This is a genomic window from Streptomyces sp. NPDC020965, assembly GCF_044333555.1.
Lineage (GTDB): Bacteria > Actinomycetota > Actinomycetes > Streptomycetales > Streptomycetaceae > Streptomyces.
This window is the reverse complement of the sequence record NZ_JBIRRE010000004.1, coordinates 107,731-125,373: the sequence shown is the minus strand read 5'-3', so window position 1 is coordinate 125,373 and position 17,643 is coordinate 107,731. Positions and strand designations below refer to the sequence as shown.

16 protein-coding genes are annotated in these 17,643 nt (G+C 70.8%); 5 read left to right on the top strand and 11 right to left on the bottom strand.

Features of this window, described 5'->3' with window-relative positions; all coding sequences use genetic code 11:
- Positions 1-247: 247 nt before the first annotated feature.
- Positions 248-1,420 carry a PucR family transcriptional regulator gene (locus ACH4S7_RS14400; RefSeq protein ID WP_398521473.1) on the top strand — a complete coding sequence of 391 codons (1,173 nt, stop codon included), beginning with the start codon at positions 248-250 and terminating at the stop codon, positions 1,418-1,420.
- Positions 1,421-1,497: 77 nt separating this feature from the next.
- Here the strand turns inward: ACH4S7_RS14400 and ACH4S7_RS14395 are convergent, their stop codons facing one another.
- The 11 genes from ACH4S7_RS14395 to ACH4S7_RS14345 all read right to left on the bottom strand — a co-directional run bounded on the left by ACH4S7_RS14395 (position 1,498) and on the right by ACH4S7_RS14345 (position 13,910).
- Positions 1,498-2,172: an esterase/lipase family protein gene (locus tag ACH4S7_RS14395; protein WP_398521472.1), complete on the bottom strand. Its 675-nt coding sequence runs from the start codon at positions 2,170-2,172 to the stop codon at positions 1,498-1,500.
- A 332-nt stretch (positions 2,173-2,504) separates the two neighbouring features.
- Positions 2,505-3,665 (bottom strand): TetR/AcrR family transcriptional regulator, encoded by a 1,161-nt coding sequence (locus ACH4S7_RS14390; protein WP_398521471.1) that lies wholly within the window; start codon positions 3,663-3,665, stop codon positions 2,505-2,507.
- A gap of 120 nt (positions 3,666-3,785) precedes the next feature.
- Positions 3,786-4,943 (bottom strand): acyl-CoA dehydrogenase family protein, encoded by a 1,158-nt coding sequence (locus ACH4S7_RS14385; RefSeq protein ID WP_398521470.1) that lies wholly within the window; start codon positions 4,941-4,943, stop codon positions 3,786-3,788.
- A gap of 37 nt (positions 4,944-4,980) precedes the next feature.
- On the bottom strand, positions 4,981-6,525 hold the full coding sequence (locus ACH4S7_RS14380; protein WP_398521469.1) for a long-chain fatty acid--CoA ligase: 1,545 nt from the start codon (positions 6,523-6,525) through the stop codon (positions 4,981-4,983).
- 134 nt (positions 6,526-6,659) lie between these two features.
- A complete protein-coding gene (locus tag ACH4S7_RS14375) occupies positions 6,660-7,463 on the bottom strand; it encodes an SDR family NAD(P)-dependent oxidoreductase (RefSeq protein WP_398521468.1) in 804 nt (267 codons plus the stop codon).
- Positions 7,464-7,488: 25 nt separating this feature from the next.
- The gene (locus ACH4S7_RS14370) at positions 7,489-7,884 is read right to left on the bottom strand and encodes a MaoC/PaaZ C-terminal domain-containing protein (RefSeq protein WP_398521467.1); all 396 of its coding nucleotides are present in this window, start codon (positions 7,882-7,884) and stop codon (positions 7,489-7,491) included.
- Positions 7,881-8,345, bottom strand: a complete 465-nt coding sequence (locus ACH4S7_RS14365) for a MaoC family dehydratase N-terminal domain-containing protein (RefSeq protein WP_398521466.1) — start codon at positions 8,343-8,345, stop codon at positions 7,881-7,883. Before ACH4S7_RS14365 ends, ACH4S7_RS14370 begins: the two co-directional genes overlap by 4 nt.
- A 2-nt stretch (positions 8,346-8,347) precedes the next feature.
- Entirely contained in the window at positions 8,348-9,535 is a 1,188-nt protein-coding gene (locus ACH4S7_RS14360; RefSeq protein WP_398521465.1) for a lipid-transfer protein, read from the bottom strand.
- A gap of 459 nt (positions 9,536-9,994) precedes the next feature.
- Positions 9,995-10,624, bottom strand: coding sequence for a TetR/AcrR family transcriptional regulator (locus tag ACH4S7_RS14355; RefSeq protein ID WP_398521464.1), 630 nt, complete (start codon positions 10,622-10,624; stop codon positions 9,995-9,997).
- A gap of 78 nt (positions 10,625-10,702) precedes the next feature.
- The gene (locus ACH4S7_RS14350; protein WP_398521463.1) at positions 10,703-11,848 is read right to left on the bottom strand and encodes an acyl-CoA dehydrogenase family protein; all 1,146 of its coding nucleotides are present in this window, start codon (positions 11,846-11,848) and stop codon (positions 10,703-10,705) included.
- A 148-nt stretch (positions 11,849-11,996) separates the two neighbouring features.
- Positions 11,997-13,910, bottom strand: a complete 1,914-nt coding sequence (locus tag ACH4S7_RS14345; protein WP_398521462.1) for a hypothetical protein — start codon at positions 13,908-13,910, stop codon at positions 11,997-11,999.
- A gap of 162 nt (positions 13,911-14,072) precedes the next feature.
- Here ACH4S7_RS14345 and ACH4S7_RS14340 point away from each other — a divergent pair, with 162 nt between their 5' ends.
- The 4 genes from ACH4S7_RS14340 to ACH4S7_RS14325 all read left to right on the top strand — a co-directional run bounded on the left by ACH4S7_RS14340 (position 14,073) and on the right by ACH4S7_RS14325 (position 17,563).
- A complete protein-coding gene (locus tag ACH4S7_RS14340) occupies positions 14,073-14,639 on the top strand; it encodes a TetR/AcrR family transcriptional regulator (RefSeq protein WP_398521461.1) in 567 nt (188 codons plus the stop codon).
- A gap of 119 nt (positions 14,640-14,758) precedes the next feature.
- Positions 14,759-15,439, top strand: coding sequence for a TetR/AcrR family transcriptional regulator (locus ACH4S7_RS14335; RefSeq protein WP_398521460.1), 681 nt, complete (start codon positions 14,759-14,761; stop codon positions 15,437-15,439).
- Positions 15,440-15,590: 151 nt separating this feature from the next.
- A complete protein-coding gene (locus ACH4S7_RS14330; protein WP_398521459.1) occupies positions 15,591-16,448 on the top strand; it encodes a lipase family alpha/beta hydrolase in 858 nt (285 codons plus the stop codon).
- A 173-nt stretch (positions 16,449-16,621) separates the two neighbouring features.
- Positions 16,622-17,563 (top strand): amidohydrolase family protein, encoded by a 942-nt coding sequence (locus ACH4S7_RS14325; protein ID WP_398521458.1) that lies wholly within the window; start codon positions 16,622-16,624, stop codon positions 17,561-17,563.
- Positions 17,564-17,643 lie beyond the last annotated feature (80 nt).

Genomic DNA, 17,643 nt, shown 5'->3' with positions numbered 1-17,643 from the left:
CACGGGTTGGCGTGGACCCGGTGAACCGGCCACGGTGCGAGCCTGGTGTGACGCGCCCGGCCGGGGAAGAATGCGCGCGGGAGGTTCGATGACCGCAGCCCCTCACCAACCGCCACGGCCGAGCCGACCGCCATCGCCGAACCATCCGCAACCGTCGACCGGACGGACCCGGAGCGACCTGCCGTCGCCCGGCCCCGCCGATGTGCGGGACGCGGTTATCTCCGCCCCGGCGCCTTCCGACGTGCTCGTGCACGCCGCTGGCCTGGTGCGGGGCCGGCTGGCGCCGACGGTGGACCGTGCGCTGACGCGCGTACGGGCGGAAGTGGGCCACTACGGCGATCCGTTGCTCGCGCCGACGGACCTCTGGGAATCCGCCTACCTCTCGCTGGAGACGGCGGTCAGGTCACTCGCCTGCCCCGACCGCTTCGCCGAATCGGGTGCGCACGCATGGTCCCTGGCGGCGAGGAGAGCCCGGCAGGGGATGCCGCTCCTCGCTCTGCTGCAGGGGTACCGCATCGGGTCGACCGTACTGTGGGAGCGCCTCGTGGAGGCGGTGGTGGACGAGGCGCCCGAGCGGTCCGGAGCCATGGCGCACGCCGCCAGCGACTACTGGCGCTACGTCGGCCGGGACACGGCGCTGCTCACCGAGTCGCACCGGCGGACCATCGCGGAGCGGCCGCCCGGCGGTGAACGGGCCATGCTGCCGGTGCTGAGGACGCTGCTGCGCGGCCACTCGGACCCCATGGACGTGTCGGCGGCGGCCATCGTCCTCGACCTGCCGCTCGTCGGCCGGTACGCGGTCGTGCGTTCGCAGGGGCCGGGCAGGGATCCCGCCGCCATGGAGCCGGTCCGCCATGACGTGGACGGTTTCCGGCTGTACCGGTGCCCCTACCGGGACGGGCACGCGGTGGTCGTTCCGCTGGCGGAGCGACCGGTCGCCGACCTGGCGCGGGCGCTGACCCTCCCCCCGGGGACGCGGGCGGGCATCGGCCCCGCTGTCGGGGGACTCGCGCAGCTCGGCCGGGCACGGGAGCTGGCCGAGCTGGCGCTCGGTATGTGCGGCGTGGACGAGGGGCCCGCTCTGCTGGACGACCATCTGTCGGCGGGGCTGCTGCTGGCCCGCCCCGATCTGGCGGCACGGTATGCGGACACCGTACTGGGCCCGGTGCTGGACCTCCCGCCGCACGACAGCGGGTCCCTCCTGGAAACGCTGGAGACGTGGCTGAGCTGCCATGGTTCCACCGACCGTGCGAGCGAGCGGCTCTTCTGCCACCGGAACACGGTGCTGAACAGGTTGCACCGGCTGGAGAGGCTCACGGGGAAGCGCCTGGACCGGCCACGGGACCTGGTCGACCTGACCCTCGCCGTTGACGCACACCGCCTGACGGGTTCCGGGGAGGGCGCCGGGATCCGGCCATGAGGTCCGGCGGCCCACCCGCGTGAATCGGAGCGGGCGGGCCGCCGGACAGGGCCTCGCGGTGCCGGATCCGCGTCGGATCAGGTGACGGCGCGGATGGTGCGGTCGATCACATGCGGGGCGAAGATGAGGGTGATGTGGCCGACACAGCCCGCGTACCAGTTGGTGGCGCCCTCCAGGGTCGCGAAGGAGTCGGGATTCACCGCTTCGTCGCACGAGGACCAGACGGTGGTGTAGTCGACGGCACCGGGCGTGGGGTCACCGCCGTTGAGCGCGTCGAGGAAGTCGCTGCCCGGCCACGCCTCGCGGCAGGAGGCCAGGAGGCAGGTCAGCGCGCCGTAGGTGCCCTGGTTGACACCGCCGATCGACACCCAGTCGTCCACCTGGGCTGCGCCGCCGAGGAATTTGAGGTACCAGCGCGAGTTGAGCGCGCCCAGGGAGTGGCCGACGATGTCCACCTTGGCGGCCCCCGTCCGGGCCCTGAGGGCGGCCACCTCGTCCCTGATCTCGGCCGCGATGGACGTGCTGGATTTCGCGGAGGCGTACGACATGGCGTGGAGCTGGTCGCGGGACCAGCCGGCGGCCATGAAGTCGGCGATCATGGTGTCCCAGTTGCGGCCGGCGCCGCCGAGGCCGTGGACGAACAGCACCGGATCACGGGTGTCGGCCCGCGCCGTCGGCGCGGTCGGCAGTACGAGGGCCGCGGCGACGGCGAGTGCCGCGCCTGACCGGATCAAGAGGTGTACGAGTCGCAAGGCTGCTCCTCAGTCGGTCGAGGCCGGAGCCGCGGGGATATGCCGCTGTGGCGGGTCCGTGTTCCAGGAGTGTGCGGGGGCGCTTCGGAGCGGTCGAGGCTTCCGGCCGCCCGGCGTGGTCCGTGCGCCGCATCGTGGAGCCGGGCACAACACGTACCCGGTGAGGACTGGCGGCCCGCACAGTGCGGCGGCGGGGGCCCCGCCACGCGTTGTCGGACGGGCCGGGGCGCGGGTGTGGTGCGGTCGTGCGGGGGAGCGCCGGCCCGCGGCTCACCTCGGGCGCGCGGAGAGCGGGGCCCGGCGGTCCGTCGGACGGGTCGCCCGGTGGTGCGCTACTCCGCGAGCAGCAGGGCCGTGCCGAGGGCGGCCAGCCGCTCCGGGAGGGCGGGCCACCGCGAGGTCGGACCGGAGCGCACCACGAAGTGGATCATCGAGTGTGTCGCGTGGACCGTGGTCCGCAGATCCGCCGCGTCCCGGCCGGTCCGGACCGCACCGAGGGCCTGCACCCAGACGTCCAGGTAGTCCGCCTGATAGCGGCGCAGGGCGATGCGTTCCTTGTCGGGCAGTTGGTCGCTCTCGTGCGTGAGGATCCCCACGAGGTGCCGGTGTTTGACGGTCACGTCGATATGGGCCCGCAGCAGGAGTTCGAGTGCCTCGCGCGGATCGCGCGCGTGGCCCAGGGCCTGGTCGGCACCGGTACGCAGATGTTCGCCGCCGCGGTTCATCGCGGCGACCAGCATGTCGGTCTTGCCGGCGAAGTGCCGGTAGACGCCGGATGCCACGATCCCGGCCGCCTCACCGATGTCCGCGACGGTGACGGACTGGTAACCCCGCTCGTCGAAGAGCCGGATCGCCTCGGTGAGGAGCTGGTCCCGGCGGGGCCTGCGCACTCCGGAGGACGTGCCGCCGGAGTCGGGCCGGTGTGGTTCCGCGGTCGGATCCGGCGCGGGCAGTCGGCAGTGGGCCACGGCCGAGGCGAGGCGGACCATCAGCCGCTCGTCCTTGCGGCGGGAGACACTGCGACGGCTGGACTGTCCGCCGAGCGTTCCGAGTACGGCCCTGGCGACGAGCTCCGATTCGGGGGCGTCGAGTTCGGTCCGCGCCGCCCGCAGGAGTGGCTGGAAGTCCGTCACGATGCGGGTCTGGAGCTCCAGGACGGTCAGCCGCTGGGACCCCTCCAGATTGCGCGCCTCCCGCTCCCACACTCCGAGGAGACTCTTCGGGCCGGCCACGAGGGTCGCGAGGGAACCGATGGCCGTGTCGAGGGTCTTGGCCTCGCGGATGACGGCGTCGACGGATTCGAAGCCGTCCAGGATCACCTGGAGGAGGAGGTCCTGCTTGTTGCGGTAGTGGTGGTAGAGCGCCGCCGCGGTGATGTCCAGGGCTTCCGCGACCTCGGCGACGGAGACGTTGTGGTAGCCGTGCCGGACGAAGAGTTCGGAGGCGGCCGAGCGGATGAGCGCCTTGCGGTTGGGTGGTCGGCGTGACGCCACGTCCTCGCCCTTCCGCTGCGTGGTGACCGGGGGGAGCCGGCTCTGGATGGTGCGGGGACGAGCCGTCCCCGTCAGCCGCCCAGGCTATCGGACCGGCTGCCCGTGGTCCTCGGCGCTCGCTCACAGCCCCATGTCCTTGGCGATGATCGTCTTCATCACCTCACTGGTGCCGCCGTAGATGCGGTTGACCCGGATATCGGCGTACATGCGTGCGATCGGGTATTCGAGCATGTAGCCGTAACCACCGTACAACTGGAGGCATTTGTCGATGACCCGGCCGGCGGTCTCGGTGCCGTGGAGCTTGACGCGGGCCGCGTCGGCGGGGGTGAGCTCGCCGGATTCCTCCAGTTCCAGGGCCTGGTCGCAGAGTGCCTGTGCCGCGGTCACATCGGTCTCGCACTCGGCGAGCACGAACTTGGTGTTCTGGAAGTCGGCGACGCGTTTGCCGAAGACGGTGCGCTGGAGGACGTACTCCTGGGTGAAGCCGACGGCGGCCTGGGCGCGGGCGACGGCCTCGACGCCGATGGCGAGGCGTTCGCGGGTCAGGTTCTGTCCCAGATAGGTGAAGCCCTTGCCCTCCTCGCCGAGCAGGTTCCCGGCGGGCACCTTGACGTCGGTGAAGGAGATCTCGCTGGTGTCGGAGGACCGCAGACCGATCTTCTCCAGCTTGCGGCCGAAGGTGAAGCCCTCGCTGTCGGTGGGGACGACCAGCAGGCTCAGGCCGTGGCGGCGGTCCTCGGCGGTGGCGGGCGCGGTGCGGGCGGCGACCACGCACAGCTCGGAGTTGCGGGCGCCGGTGATGAAGGTCTTGGCGCCGTTGAGGAGGTAGTGGGTGCCGTCGTCGGAGAGCGTGGCGGTGGTGCGGATGCCGGCCAGGTCGGAGCCGGTGCCGGGCTCGGTCATCGCCACGCACAGCATGATGTCGCCGGTGGCGACCCCGGGCAGCCAGCGCTTCTTCTGCTCGCCGTCGGCGAGGTTGAGCAGATAGGGCAGCACGATGCTGGTGCTCACGCCGTAGTGGCCGAGCATGACTCCCGCGTGGGCGCACTCCTCGTTGAGTACCGCCTGGTACTTGTAGCTGGTCTCGCCCGGGCCGCCGTACTCGGTGGGGATGCCGAAGCCCATGACGCCGAGGGCGCCGAGCTGGCGGAACAGGTCACGAGGGGGCAGACCCGCCTCCTCCCACGCATCGAAGTGGGGGGTCACCTCATTGCCGATGAAGTCCCGGATCATCGTCCGGAAGGCTTCGTGGTCCTCGTTGAAGACGGTGCGCTTCATGGGTGTCGTCTCGTTCCTGTGCGGGGCTTGGCAGGGGTCAGGGCGCGTCGGGCGTGTCGGGGCGGGCGGTGTCGCGCAGGACGCGTTTGAGGATCTTTCCGGCGGCTGACACGGGCAGGGTCTCGACGAACTCGACCGAGCGGGGCGTCTTGTAGCCGGCGATGAGGGATCTGGTGTGGGCCTGGATCTCCGCGAGGGTGGCGGTACGGCCGGGCTTGAGGACGATCACGGCATGCACGCGTTCGCTCCAGCGGTCGTCGGGGAGGCCGACGACCGCGCACGAGGCGACGGCGGGGTGGGAGGCGAGCGCGTTCTCGACCTCGGCGGAGTAGACGTTCTCCCCACCAGTGATGATCATGTCCTTCATCCGGTCGACCACGTACAGGTAGCCGTTCTCGTCGAAACGGCCGGCGTCGCCGGTGTGCATCCAGCCGTCCCGCAGTGCCCGCGCGGTCTCCTCCGGCTTCCCCCAGTAGCCGAGCATCACATGGTCGCCACAGGTGGCGATCTCGCCGACCTCACCGGGCGGGAGCCTGGACCCGTCCGGACCGAGTACGGCGATCTCGACCGTGGGTGTGGCCCGTCCGGTGGAGCGCAGCCGGGGGCCGCCCCGTACGTGTTCCTCCTGGCCGAGGGTGCTGAGCACGCCCGTCTCGGTCATCCCGTACCCCTGCGAGAAGCCGGCCCGGGGGAAGGTCTCCATCGCCTGGCGCAGCACCGTGTCGGAGCTCGCCGTGCCGCCGTAGGTGATGCTGCGCAGGCTGGAGACGTCGTGGTCGGCGAGGGTGGGGTGGTTGCAGACCAACTGCACCATCAGGGGCACCAGGATGCAGGTGGTGACCCGGTGTCGCTGGACCGCGTCGAGGAAGCCGGCCGGTGTGAAGGCGGGCAGGAACACCAGCGTCCCGCCCATGAGCAGTTGGGCGTACCAGCTACAGATGGCGGCGATATGGAACAGCGGGGTGGTCACCAGGGTGGTCCCGCCGTGGTCGACGTTGCGCATGGCCAGCAGGGAGCCGTGGAGCGAGGCGGACAGTCCGCGGTGGCTGACCATCACGCCCTTGGGCAGCCCGGTGGTGCCGCCGGTGTAGAGGAGCAGGGCGAGCGCGTCACCGCCGTGCCGCCCGTCGGGCACGGGTGCGAAGGAGCGGACGAGTCCGTCGTAGGACACCATGTCCGCGGGGGCGGGACCGTCGCCGCAGTGAATGACGGTGCGGAGGCCGGGACATCGCTCGCGCAGCTCGGGGACGACGGCGGTGAAGGCGTCGTCGACCAGGAGCACTTCGGTTCCCGAGTCGTTCAGGGCGTAGGCGATCTCGGTGGGGGACCAGCGGACGTTGATCGGGTGGGCCGCGGCGCCGATCCACCAGGTCGCCAGGAAGTACTCGTGGAGCCGGTCGGAGTTGAGCGCGAGCATCCCCACGCGGTCTCCCGCGACGACGCCGAGGCTCCGGAAGGCGGCGGCCAGTCGCGCGACCCGGTCCGCGACCTCCCTGGTGGTCCTGACGCGCTCGCCGCACACGGTCATCGGCGCGTCGGGGAGTTGCTGAAGTGCTCGGTGCAGGGGTTGGGTGAGGTACACGTCATCCTCCAGTGACGACCCGGCGGCGTCGGCGGGTCATGGGTGCGGAGCACGGGGATGTGGGGGAGGGAACCGTCCGGCCGCCAGGGGGAAAGGGACGGCCGGACGGGTGGGGGCGGCGTGCTGCGTGGAGCTCAGCGCTGGCCGGCATCGACAGTCAGGCACTGGCCGGAGACGTAGTTCGCGTCCTGTGTGCAGAGCAGGTAGACGGCGCCCGCGGCCTCGTCCGGGGTGCCGGGACGACCGAGCGGAATGGTGCGGGCGAGGGTCTCGGCGACCTGCGGGTTGATGCCGACCTGGAGCTTGCGGCCCTCGATCTCCACGAAGGTCTTGTCGGCGGCGGTGGCCTCCGTCATGCGGGTGAGGATCCACCCGTAGGCGACGGCGTTGACGTTGACCTTGTAGCGACCCCACTCCTTGGCCATGGTCTTGGTGAGGCCGATGACGCCCGCCTTGGCGGAGGAGTAGTTCGCCTGGCCGGGGTTGCCGGCGAGGCCGGAGGTGGAGGAGACGTTGACGACCTTGCGGTGGTGGTCGACGGGGTTGTTCCGGAAGTACGGCTGGGCCGCGCGCAGAATGCGGAAGGGGGCCTTGAGGTGGACGTCGAGGATCGCGTTCCACTGCTCGTCGGTCATCTTCTGGATGACGGTGTCCCAGGTGTAGCCCGCGTTGTTGACGATGATGTCCAGGCCGCCGAACGATTCGACGGCCGTGGCGACGAACCGTTCGGCGAAGTCGTCCTCGGTGACGGAGCCGGGGCAGACGACGGCCTGTCCGCCCGCCGCCCTGATCTCGGCGGCCGTCTCGTCGGCCGGCGCGGGGTCGAGGTCGTTGACCACGACCGAGGCGCCTTCGGACGCGAGCTTGAGTGCGATGGCGCGGCCGATGCCGCGGCCGGAGCCGGAGACGAGGGCGACTTTGCCGTCCAGGGTTCCCATGATGCGAGTCCTTTGCGCGTGGTGGTCAGTCGGTGGAGACGACGGCGGAGCCCCGCAGGGTCACCGTGCCGTCGGGCAGGCTCATGGTGAGGTCGAGATGGGCGAGGCCGCCCTCGACCTTGGTGACGGTGCCGCGGCAGACCGGTGTCGAGTTCACCGGTGTGATCGCGGCGAAGCGGACGCGGTAGCCGCGGATGCGGTCCTGCGGCACCCAGCCGGTCAGCAGCCGGCCGAGGTAGGCCATGGAGAGCATCCCGTGCGTGAAGACATCGGGGATGCCGACGGCGTCACAGGCGTCGATGTCGATATGCGCGGGGTTGTGGTCGCCGGAGGCGCCGGCGTAGAGGGCGAGCGTCGTCCGGGTGATCTTCGGGATGGCCAGGTCGTGGGTGTCCCCGGGGGAGAGCTGGAGGGTGCTCATGCGGCGGTCTCCTTACCGGTCGTCTCGCGGATGACGGCCGACGCGGTCAGCCGCGCGACGAGCTCGCCGTCGCGGGTCACGTCCGTGCTGCGCACCAGGAACTGGAGCGCGCCGCCTTTCTTCTCGTAGATGTCGGAGATACGGGTCGTGTACGTCAGCGTGTCGCCGGCGTACACCTGCGCGAAGTACTCGAATCCCTGCTCGCCGTGGAGGACGGTGACGGGGTCGATGCCCAGTGCCTCCAGATAGTCGAAGGGGTTCGGCACCTCCATGCTCAGGCAGAACAGGAACGTCGGCGGTACGAGGAGGTCGCGGTGGCCGGCCGCCCTGGCCGCCGCCAGGTCGGAGTGGACGGGGTCGGTCTGGCCGGTGGCCTTGGCGAAGAAGCGCAGCCGGCCGCGTTCGACGTCGACGATGAGCTCGGGGGAGCCGGTGCCGATGAGGGATCGGTCCAGGGGCATGGTCAGGAGACCTTCTCGTAGAGGGTGACGACGCCGACGCCGCCGAGTCCGAGGTTGTGCTGGAGGGCGAGCGTCACTTCGTCGACCTGTCGTGCTCCGGCCTCGCCGCGCAGTTGCCACACCAGCTCGGTGCACTGGGCGAGACCGGTGGCCCCGAGCGGGTGCCCCTTGGACATCAGGCCGCCCGATGTGCCGACGACGACCCGGCCGCCGTAGGTGTTGTCGCCGTCGGCGACGAACTTCTCCGAGCCGCCGTCCTCGCACAGCCCCAGCGCTTCGTAGGTGAGGACCTCGTTGACGGTGAAGCAGTCATGGAGCTCGACGACCCTGATGTCGCGCGGGTCCACGCCGGCGGTCTCGTAGACCTGCCGCGCGGCCGAGCGGGTCAGGCCCGCGCCCACCAGTTCGATCATGCTCTTCTCGTCGAAGGTGCCGGGCAGGTCGGAGCTCATCGCCTGCGCCTTGATCGCCACATCGGCGCGCAGCCCGTGGCGCCGCGCGAACTCCTCGCTGCACACGATCGCAGCCGCAGCTCCGCAGGTGGGCGGGCATGCCTGCAGGCGGGTGACGGGCCCGAAGATATGCGGCGAGTCCATGACCTCGTCCTCCGTGACCGGGTCACGGAAGACCGAGTAGGGGTTGTTGGCCGCGTGGGTACGGGACTTGACGGCGACCTTGGCGAACAGCCGGGGGTCCACGCCGTACTTCTCGACGTACTCCGCGCCCGCGCCCCCGAACAACTGGGCCGCCCGGGGCAGCTTCTCGTCGATCCCGTGCAGTTCGTCCAGCAGGCCGTCGAAGCGGGCGGTGGGGCTCGGACGGTCGTTCCAGTGGGTGGTGAGCGCTCCGCGCTGCATCTGCTCGAAGCCGACCGCGAGGGCGCACTCCACCGCTCCGGACTCCACGGCCTGACGGGCCAGCCACAGGGCGGAGGAGCCCGTCGCGCAGTTGTTGTTCACGTTGACCACGGGGATTCCGGTCATCCCGACGCGGTAGAGCGCGGCCTGGCCGCTGGTGGAGTCGCCGTACACATAGCCGGCGTACGCCTGCCGCACCTGGTCGTAGGGGATCCCGGCGTCCTCCAGCGCCGCGCGGATCGCGCGGGCGCCCATCACGTCGTAGGGGTCACTGTGACCCGGCTTGGTGAACGGGATCATCCCGACACCGGCCACGAGGACTCGACGACTCATCGCACCTCCAAGGTGGTTGCGTGATGTGAATGTGTATTTAGTTTTTTGCCAGATGGTGTTGTTGTCAAGGGATTCTTGTATCTGATGTCAGGCGACAGAAAATTTGGAACCGAGCCCGGTGTCCAGGTCGGCGGCGACCATGGCGCCCCCGGGACTCCCGGTCCGGCGGTGGGGTGCCACAGCCGCGCGCCCCGTGGTGCGGGGCCGTCACGGGGGGCCTTGCGGGGGGTGCGCGAAAGGCCGGGCGCGCGGTGGCTCCCCCGGCGCGGGGCCGACAGGGAGCCCCCCCCCGCGGCGGACCGCCTCGGGCGCTCAGGCTCCGCGCGTTGTCAGTGGCGGGCGCGCCTCAAGGAGCGGGCGCGCGGGAGGTGCCGTTCGGCGCGGGCGACGGTTTCGCCCGGCGCCGTGTTCCCCTCGGCGGCAGGGCGTCCCCGGCGCGCGGGCGCGACCGCCCACGGCTCAGGAAGGGGGCGAGGCCGGGTGGTCGGTGCCGAGCAGGGTGAGGGCCAGCTCCGCGTGCGTACGGCCGATCCCGACGGGCGTGCGCGTACCGCCGGGGGTGTACCAGCGGCTCACATCGATGCCGAGGGACAGGATCGCCAGGGTCGTCTCATCCGCGTCCGTGGTGTGGAAGACCCCCGCGTCCACCCCTGCGCGTACCTCCTCCCGGAACAGTTCCTCCGTCCGGGACCGCAGTTCGACGACCACCGCCCGGTGTTCGGGCAGCAGGGACCTCAGCTCGTACTGCACCACGCGGGCGAGCAGATGGTGCCGGGCGTGCCAGGCGGCGTAGTCGTGCACCAGGGAGCGCACGCGGGCGATGGGGGTGGTCTCGGCCGCCGGCGCCCGCTCGCACACGGCCAGGACATGGCGGTGGCCGGCCGCGCTGATGGCGAAGAGCAGATCGGCCTTGGTGCGGTGGTGTGCGTACACGGCGGCGGGACTCATGCCGGCCGCCGCCGCGATATCGCGGGTCGAGGCTCCGTGGTAGCCGCGGTCGGCGAACGCGGCGAGTGCCGCCACCAGAATCCTGCGGGGGCCCGCGGCGGTGCCGGACCACGGGTCGTCCGGGTCGATGATCGCTGTCACCCCTCCATTGTCCCGGTGGCGACCGGTCGGGTGCCCCCGAGTCTCCCCGGGCGGACGGCGCTCCTGGGAAGACACTCTTCAGAGGCCCAGGTCACGGCCGATGAGCTCCTTCATGATCTCGTTGGAACCAGCCCAGATCTTCGTCACCCGCGCGTCCTGCCAGGCGCGGGCGACCCGGTACTCGTTCATATAGCCGTAGCCCCCGTGCAGTTGGACACAGGCGTCGATGACCTCGTTCTGCACCTGGGCGGACCACCATTTGGCCTTGGCGGCGTCCACCGCGCCGAGTTCGCCCGCGACGTGCGCGGCCACGCACTGGTCGGTGAACGCCTGGGTGACCTCGACCGATGTCACCAGCTCGGCCAGGCGGAACTTGTTGTACTGGAAGGAGCCGATCGGCTGACCGAAGGCGCGGCGCTCCTTGGCGTAGTCGATGGTCTCGGCCAGGATCTGCGCGGCGTGGGCGATATTGGTCACGGCGGCGCCGATCCGCTCCTGGGGGAGGCGCTCCATCATATGGGCGAAGCCGCGCCCGACCTCGCCGATGACGTTCCCGGCGGGCACCCGCACCTCGCTGAAGAACAGTTCCGCCGTGTCCGCCTCGGGCTGCCCCACCTTGTCCAGCTTCCGGCCCCGCTCGAAGCCGGCCATATCCGCTTCGACGGCGAAGAGGGTGATGCCCTTGGCCCGCTTCCCGGGGCCGGTCCGGGCGGCGACCACCACCAGATCCGCCCCGAAGCCGTTGGTGATGAAGGTCTTGGAGCCGGTGAGGATCCAGTCCGAGCCGTCCGGCACGGCCGTCGTGCGCAGCGCCGCGAGGTCGGACCCGGCGGAGGGCTCGGTCATGCCGATCGCCGAGAGCAGTTCGCCCGAGCAGAAGCGGGGCAACCAGCGCTCGCGCTGCTCCGCGGTGGTCAGCTCCACCAGATAGGGCGCCACCACCTCGGAGTGGATCGTGAAGGAGGAGGCGAACGCCACGGAGAGCCGGGCCAGCTCTTCGCTCCACACGGCGCTGAAGCGGTAGTCCCCGCTGCCGCTGCCGCCGTGCTCCTCGGGCACGAGCAGTCCCAGCAACCCCTGCTCACCCGCCTTCAGCCAGACCGATCGATCGATCGAGCGCCGCTGGATGAAGCCTTCCTGCCGTGGACGCAGCTCGCGGTCGACGAACTGCCGGACCGCGGCGCGGAAGATCTCGTGGTCGTCGCCGAAGAGTGTGCGTCGCATCAGTCCTCCGAGAGTCCGACGTCATGAACTAAGCGATCGCATAGTAACTATGCGATCGCTTAGTCTGCCCGCGGTGCGGCACCTCGTCAACGCATCGCACGGGCCGGCGCCCGCGGATTGCCGACTAGGGCCGTCCGGGCGGGCGCGGTCACTTGAGCACGGTCAGATCCCAGCCGCCGCTCTGCCGGCCGCGGTTGGCCAGGTTGGCGAAGGTGGCGCTCCCCGTGAACAGCTTGCCTTTCTCCTCGAAGGGCACCCAGAACCGGACGCCGTGGGCGAGGCGGTTGCCGTAGCCGTCGAGGTTGAACGGCGTGGCGGGACGGTTCGGATCGGTCATGCGCCAGGTGTCGGAGCCTCCGTACACGGCGCTGACGGAGTTGACCACGGGCTTGAGCAGTTCCGCGGTCACGGCGGACACGCCGAAGAGGGCCGGATCCTTCATGAGCTCGGCGTGCTCGGGGAGGAAGTTGCTGAAGTCGCCCGTGCCCAGGTAGAGCTGGTCGTTGAAGACGGTCATCTGCCAGGAGTAGTTGTTCCACCGGTTGCCGAATCCGGAGGGGCCGAACCTCGGCTTCTGCTTGAGGTTGTTCTCCTTGGGCACCCAGTTCCTGGTGGCCTTGTCGTACACCGGCACCGTTCTGTCGCCGTAGAGCAGGGACACCTTCTGGGTCGCCTTGCCGGGGTCGGTCATCTCGAAGACCTGGAGACCGCGCTCCGCGTTCACATAGGTGTTCAAACGGCCGATCTCGGTGCTCGGCCTGCCGTAGTACGCCCAGGCGTTGACGGTGTTGTACGTCGGGTAGTACATCGTGCTGAAGTAGAGCCTGCCCTTCCACGAGGTGAGGGCGCCGAACATGCCGGCCTGGGCGATGACCGGATCCGGCTCGTAGTCGCTGAGCTGAAAGACCGGCTTCCAGCGCGTGGCGTCGGCCTTGGTGAGGCCGCCGCGCGCCGGCAGGGCGGGGCTGAGGTACATCTCGGGCGAGCCGCCGACGGCCTGGCCGGGGCGGAAGGTCGACCAGTTCGCGGTGACGATCCGGCCGTCGTGTCCCGTGAGGTACGCGGGCTCATGCGGCAGGCCGGCCGCGACGACCTCGAACCGGAACGGGTCGGCCCTGTCGCCGGTCCACTTCAGGACCACACCGCCGGCGCCGAAGGTGCCGCCCGTGGCGCGCGCGCCCACGTACAGCTCGCCGCCGATCACTACGCCCGTGCGCATGTTGGAGTACTCGGGCAGGAGTTTCTCCCCGAGGAACCGGCCCGTGCTCGCCTCGTAGGCCAGCACGTTCAGCCCGGACACGCCCCCGCCGGGGGTCAGGCGGGGGCCGGCGAGCAGGACGACGCCGTCGTGGTACGCCTGGCCGCGAACGCCCATCATCGATGACATGCCGGGTGCCTGCTCGGGCGTGGGTGTGATGTCCTCGGTCTTCTCCGTGTCGGCGTTGACGCGGTAGATGTGCGGCGAGCGCCAGTCGCCCCAGTTGTCGCCGAACCGCGCGGCGCCCGGCCCCTGCGAGCCCTCGCACACCAGGTTCTTCGTCCGGAGGCTCGGGCTGTACGGGCCGAGGAGGCCGGGACCGCCACAGGTGAGGTTGGCCGAGGTGCCGAAGTAGACGTGGTCGCCGCCTCGGACGCCGCCGTGCGCGTACGCCTGATTGCGCTTGGGGGCGAAGCCGCTCGGGCAACTCCCGTCGGCCTCGGGAGCGGGGCGGGAACCGCCGATGCTCCGGAAGCACTCGTCGATCGGCGCCTTGGCCACCTTGGTGGCCGACACCCCGTTCTTCCGGACTCCGGGGGGTGTCCTGGGCGCCAGTGCCTTGATGATCGGCGCGAGTTGCCTGGCCGTGCGGCCCACTTCGGACGGGGACTTCCGGTGCTTGGCGGCGACCCGCTCGACGTCGTCCGACGTCGGCTGGAGCGAGGCGGCGGCGGGCGCGGGGGCGGGTGTCGGCGCCGGTGGTGTGGCGGCGGACGCCGGTGGCACGAGGGTCAGTGCCCCGGCGGTGGCGGCGGCGATCAGGAGACCGCCGCGCGCACGGGCACGCGTGAAGGACGGAGGCATCGCTGTTTCCTTGTCGTCAGGAATGCGGGGAGGGCTCCTCGGGGCGTCGGTCCCGGAGTGCGTCGAGACGTTACGGGTACATGCACGAAACGTGCAAGTGCTCGATTTGTGCAACTCCTCGATCCGTGCGCACCGTTCGACAAGTCCGTAAACTCCCTGGTCATGAGAGACGGGCCCCTGCGGGTCGACGCCCAGCGGACTGTCGACACCATCCTGGAGACGGCGCGAGTGCTGCTCCGCGACGATCCGAGAACTCCACTCGCCGATATCGCCGAGCGGGCACAGGTGCATCGCACGACCCTCGGCCGCTACTTCCCCACCCGCGAAGCGCTGGTCGATGAACTCCTGCGGGCGTCGCTCGAAGCGATCGAACGCCGCATGGCGCGGACCGGTACGGACACGGGCGACCCCGTCGAGGCGCTGGAGCGCGCGACGCTGGCCTGGATCCAGGAATCCGCCCACTGGCGGGCCGGGCGCTACGCCCCGCTCGGCGCGGTGGCGGAGCGGGGTGCGGCCCCCGCGCTCATCAAGGCGCGGATTACTGCGCTGATCGAGCGCGGGCAGCGTGACGGCGCCTTCCGGGTGGACCTCCCGTCGGAGACCCTGTACTTCGCGTGGGGCAGCCTCACCATGACCTTCAACGCCCTGGCTCCGGACGCCGCGCGCGAGAAGGTCGTCGAGAGCATCCTGACCCTGCTCCGCGCGCCGACCGCACCCCGGTCGGGCTGAGCGTCCCGCCCCATGGACCGCCGCCCGGGCCGACCTGCGCACCCGCACGGCTCGGCCCGCCTCCGGGCGGAGCGACTCCAGGCGGCCCGATGGCGCGAAACGGCCTGTATCTTGGGCCGGTGGCTGGTGTGGTGGGGGACAAGGAAGGCGCGGGCGGTCGGCGAATCCGCGGTCTGGACGCCGGGGAGCGGCGGGCCAGGCGTCGTGAGGACCTGCTGGACGCGGCGTTGGAGCTGTTCGCGGCCCAGGGCTACCAGGACACCGCGATCGAGCAGATCTGCAAGCACGCGTATGTCGGTACCAAGAGCTTCTACGAGGTCTTCACCGGCAAAGAGGCCCTCTATCTGGCGCTGCTCGACCGCATCGTCGTGGATGTGACCGGACGTCTCACGGCGGCCCTGGACGCCGTGGGCGACGACCAGGGCGAGAGCGCGGCCGCACGGGCGCTCATCCGCCACTTCGCGGACGCCTTCGTGGACGATGTGCGAGTGGCGCGCGTGACGTTCGGTGAGGGCCGGGCCGTGACGCCGCTGGCCGAGGCGCACCGCCGTACCAACCGCCGCTGGGCGGCCTCCTTCGTGGAGACGGTCTGGCAGCGGCTGGGCGTCGCCACGGGCCCGCACGCCCATGCGGTGGCGATGGGGCTGATCGGCGGTCTCTTCGACATCATCGCCGACTGGCTGCTGGACACCGACTGGCAGTTGGACACCGATACTGCGCGGCCCGCCGATCGCGCGCGCCTACAGGACGGGCTCGACCGTTTCTACACGGTGGTCAGCTCCGGACTCGGCCACTCCTGATCTTCCGTCACTCCCGGCGCGGGTGGCGCGGGGAGCCTCCCGCGACGCCCGCTGATTCGGCCCGCTCTTTTTGGAAACGATGCCTTGTTCGTAACAAGAGAGCGTGCTCTACTACCGGGTAACTCACCCGCGAAACGAGGAGTTGCCCCCCATGGCCAAGCTCCGCACGCTGCTGACGGCGCTCGCGCTGTCCGTACTCGCATCCACCACCCTGACCACGTCGGCGTCGGCCGACGCGCCGCCGCGGTCAGGGTGGAACAACTGGTCCTGCCAGCCCAGCGCGGCCCACCCTGATCCGGTGGTTCTCGTCCACGGGCTCGGCGGCAACAGTTGGGACAACTTCCTGACCCTGGCGCCCACGCTCCGCTCGGCCGGCTACTGCGTCTACTCCGAGACGTACGGCAAGACCGTGCTGGGCGGACTGGCCGGCGGGCTCGCCCCGATGGCGGACAGCGCGGCCGAGGTGGGCGTCTTCGTCGACCGCGTACGCGCCGCGACGGGAGCGGCGAAGGTCGACATCGTCGGCCACTCCGAGGGGACCACCGTCCCGGCGTACTACATGAAGTATCTGGGTGGGGCCGCGAAGGTCGACGATTTCGTCGGTTTCGGCTCCAACTTCCGCGGCACCACATTGAACGGCCTGGCGAGTCTGGCCGCCGCCCTCAAGCTCCAGGGCCTGCTCACCGGTGTGGGCTGTGGAGCCTGTACGGACTACCTGCCCGGCTCGGCCTTCCTCGCCAAGCTCAACGACGGTCCCGTCGCCGTACCCGGGCCGACGTACACCAGCATCGTCACCCGGTACGACAGGGTCGTCACGCCGTACACCAGCGGCCTGCTCACCGGGGACAACGTCACCAACATCGTGCTCCAGGACAAGTGCCGCCTGGACTCGGCCGGCCATCTCGGCCTGGCCATCGACCCGAACGTCGCCCAGCTCGTCCTCAACCGGCTCGACCCCGAGCACTCCAAGCCGTTCCGGTGCCTCCCCTTCACCACCATCGGCATCTGACGCACCCGCGAACCCGCTGTGGGGGCGGCCCCGTACGCCCCCACAGCGCCCGCGCGCTCCCCGGCCCGTGTCACCCGGATGGCGGGGTACGGGGCGTCGTGCGAGCCTGGGGAGGTCAGCGAGGGGGGCGGTCCGTCGGTGGGTCGGCGGCCGGCCAACCCCGAGGGGCGCCCATGCGCATCGACGTTCACGCCCATGTCTGGACCGACGACTACCTCGACGTCGTCCGGGAGTACGGCAAGACGGACACCGACACCCAGCGCGGCCTGGGAACCGGACTCGGCCCGGCCGACATCGAGGCCCGGTTCGCCCTGATGGATTCGGCGGGAGTCACCCACCAGGTGCTGTCCGCCGCTCCGCAGTCCCCCCACTTCCACGACGCGGACCACGCGCTGCACGCGGCACGGTTCGTCAACGACCAGTACGCCGAGACCGTACGGAAGTGGCCGGACCGCTTCCTCGCCTTCGCCTCGCTCCCGCTCCCGCACACCGACCTCGCGCTGCGGGAGCTGGCGCGCGCCGTCGACGAACTGGGCATGGCCGGCGCCTGCGTCACCACCTCCGTACTCGGCCGGACCCTCGCCGAACCGGAGTTCGCCCCCCTCTACGAGGAACTCGACCGGCGCGGGACGGTCCTCTACATCCACCCCGCGGGCCTGGGGGCCGGCACCCCGCTGATCGCCGACCACCACCTCACCTGGTCCATCGGCGCCCCCATCGAGGACACGATCGCGATCATGCAGCTCATCCTCGCGGGCGTCCCCAGCCGCTACCCGCGGATGCGGATCCTCGCCTCACACCTGGGCGGCGCGCTGCCCATGCTCCTCCAGCGCGCCGACAACCAGGTCCCCTGGGAAGCGCCGGACACCCCCGAACAGCCCTCCGCAGCGGCCAGACGCCTCTGGTACGACACGGTCGGTCACGGCCACGTACCCGCGCTGCGCGCGGCCGCCGCGACGTTCGGCGCCGACCGGCTGGTCCTCGGCACGGACTTCCCCTATGAAGCCGGAGACCTGTTCCGCACCGCCGTCTCCTTCATCGAGCACGCCGGACTCCCCGACGACCAGGCTGGGCGGATCCTCGACACCAATGCCCGCACACTGCTCGCCCGCTGAGACCCGGCGGGGACCCCGCGCCCGACCGTGCCCCGGTGGGCACGCCCCGTACCGGAAGGCTGTGGATATAATTCGTTGTG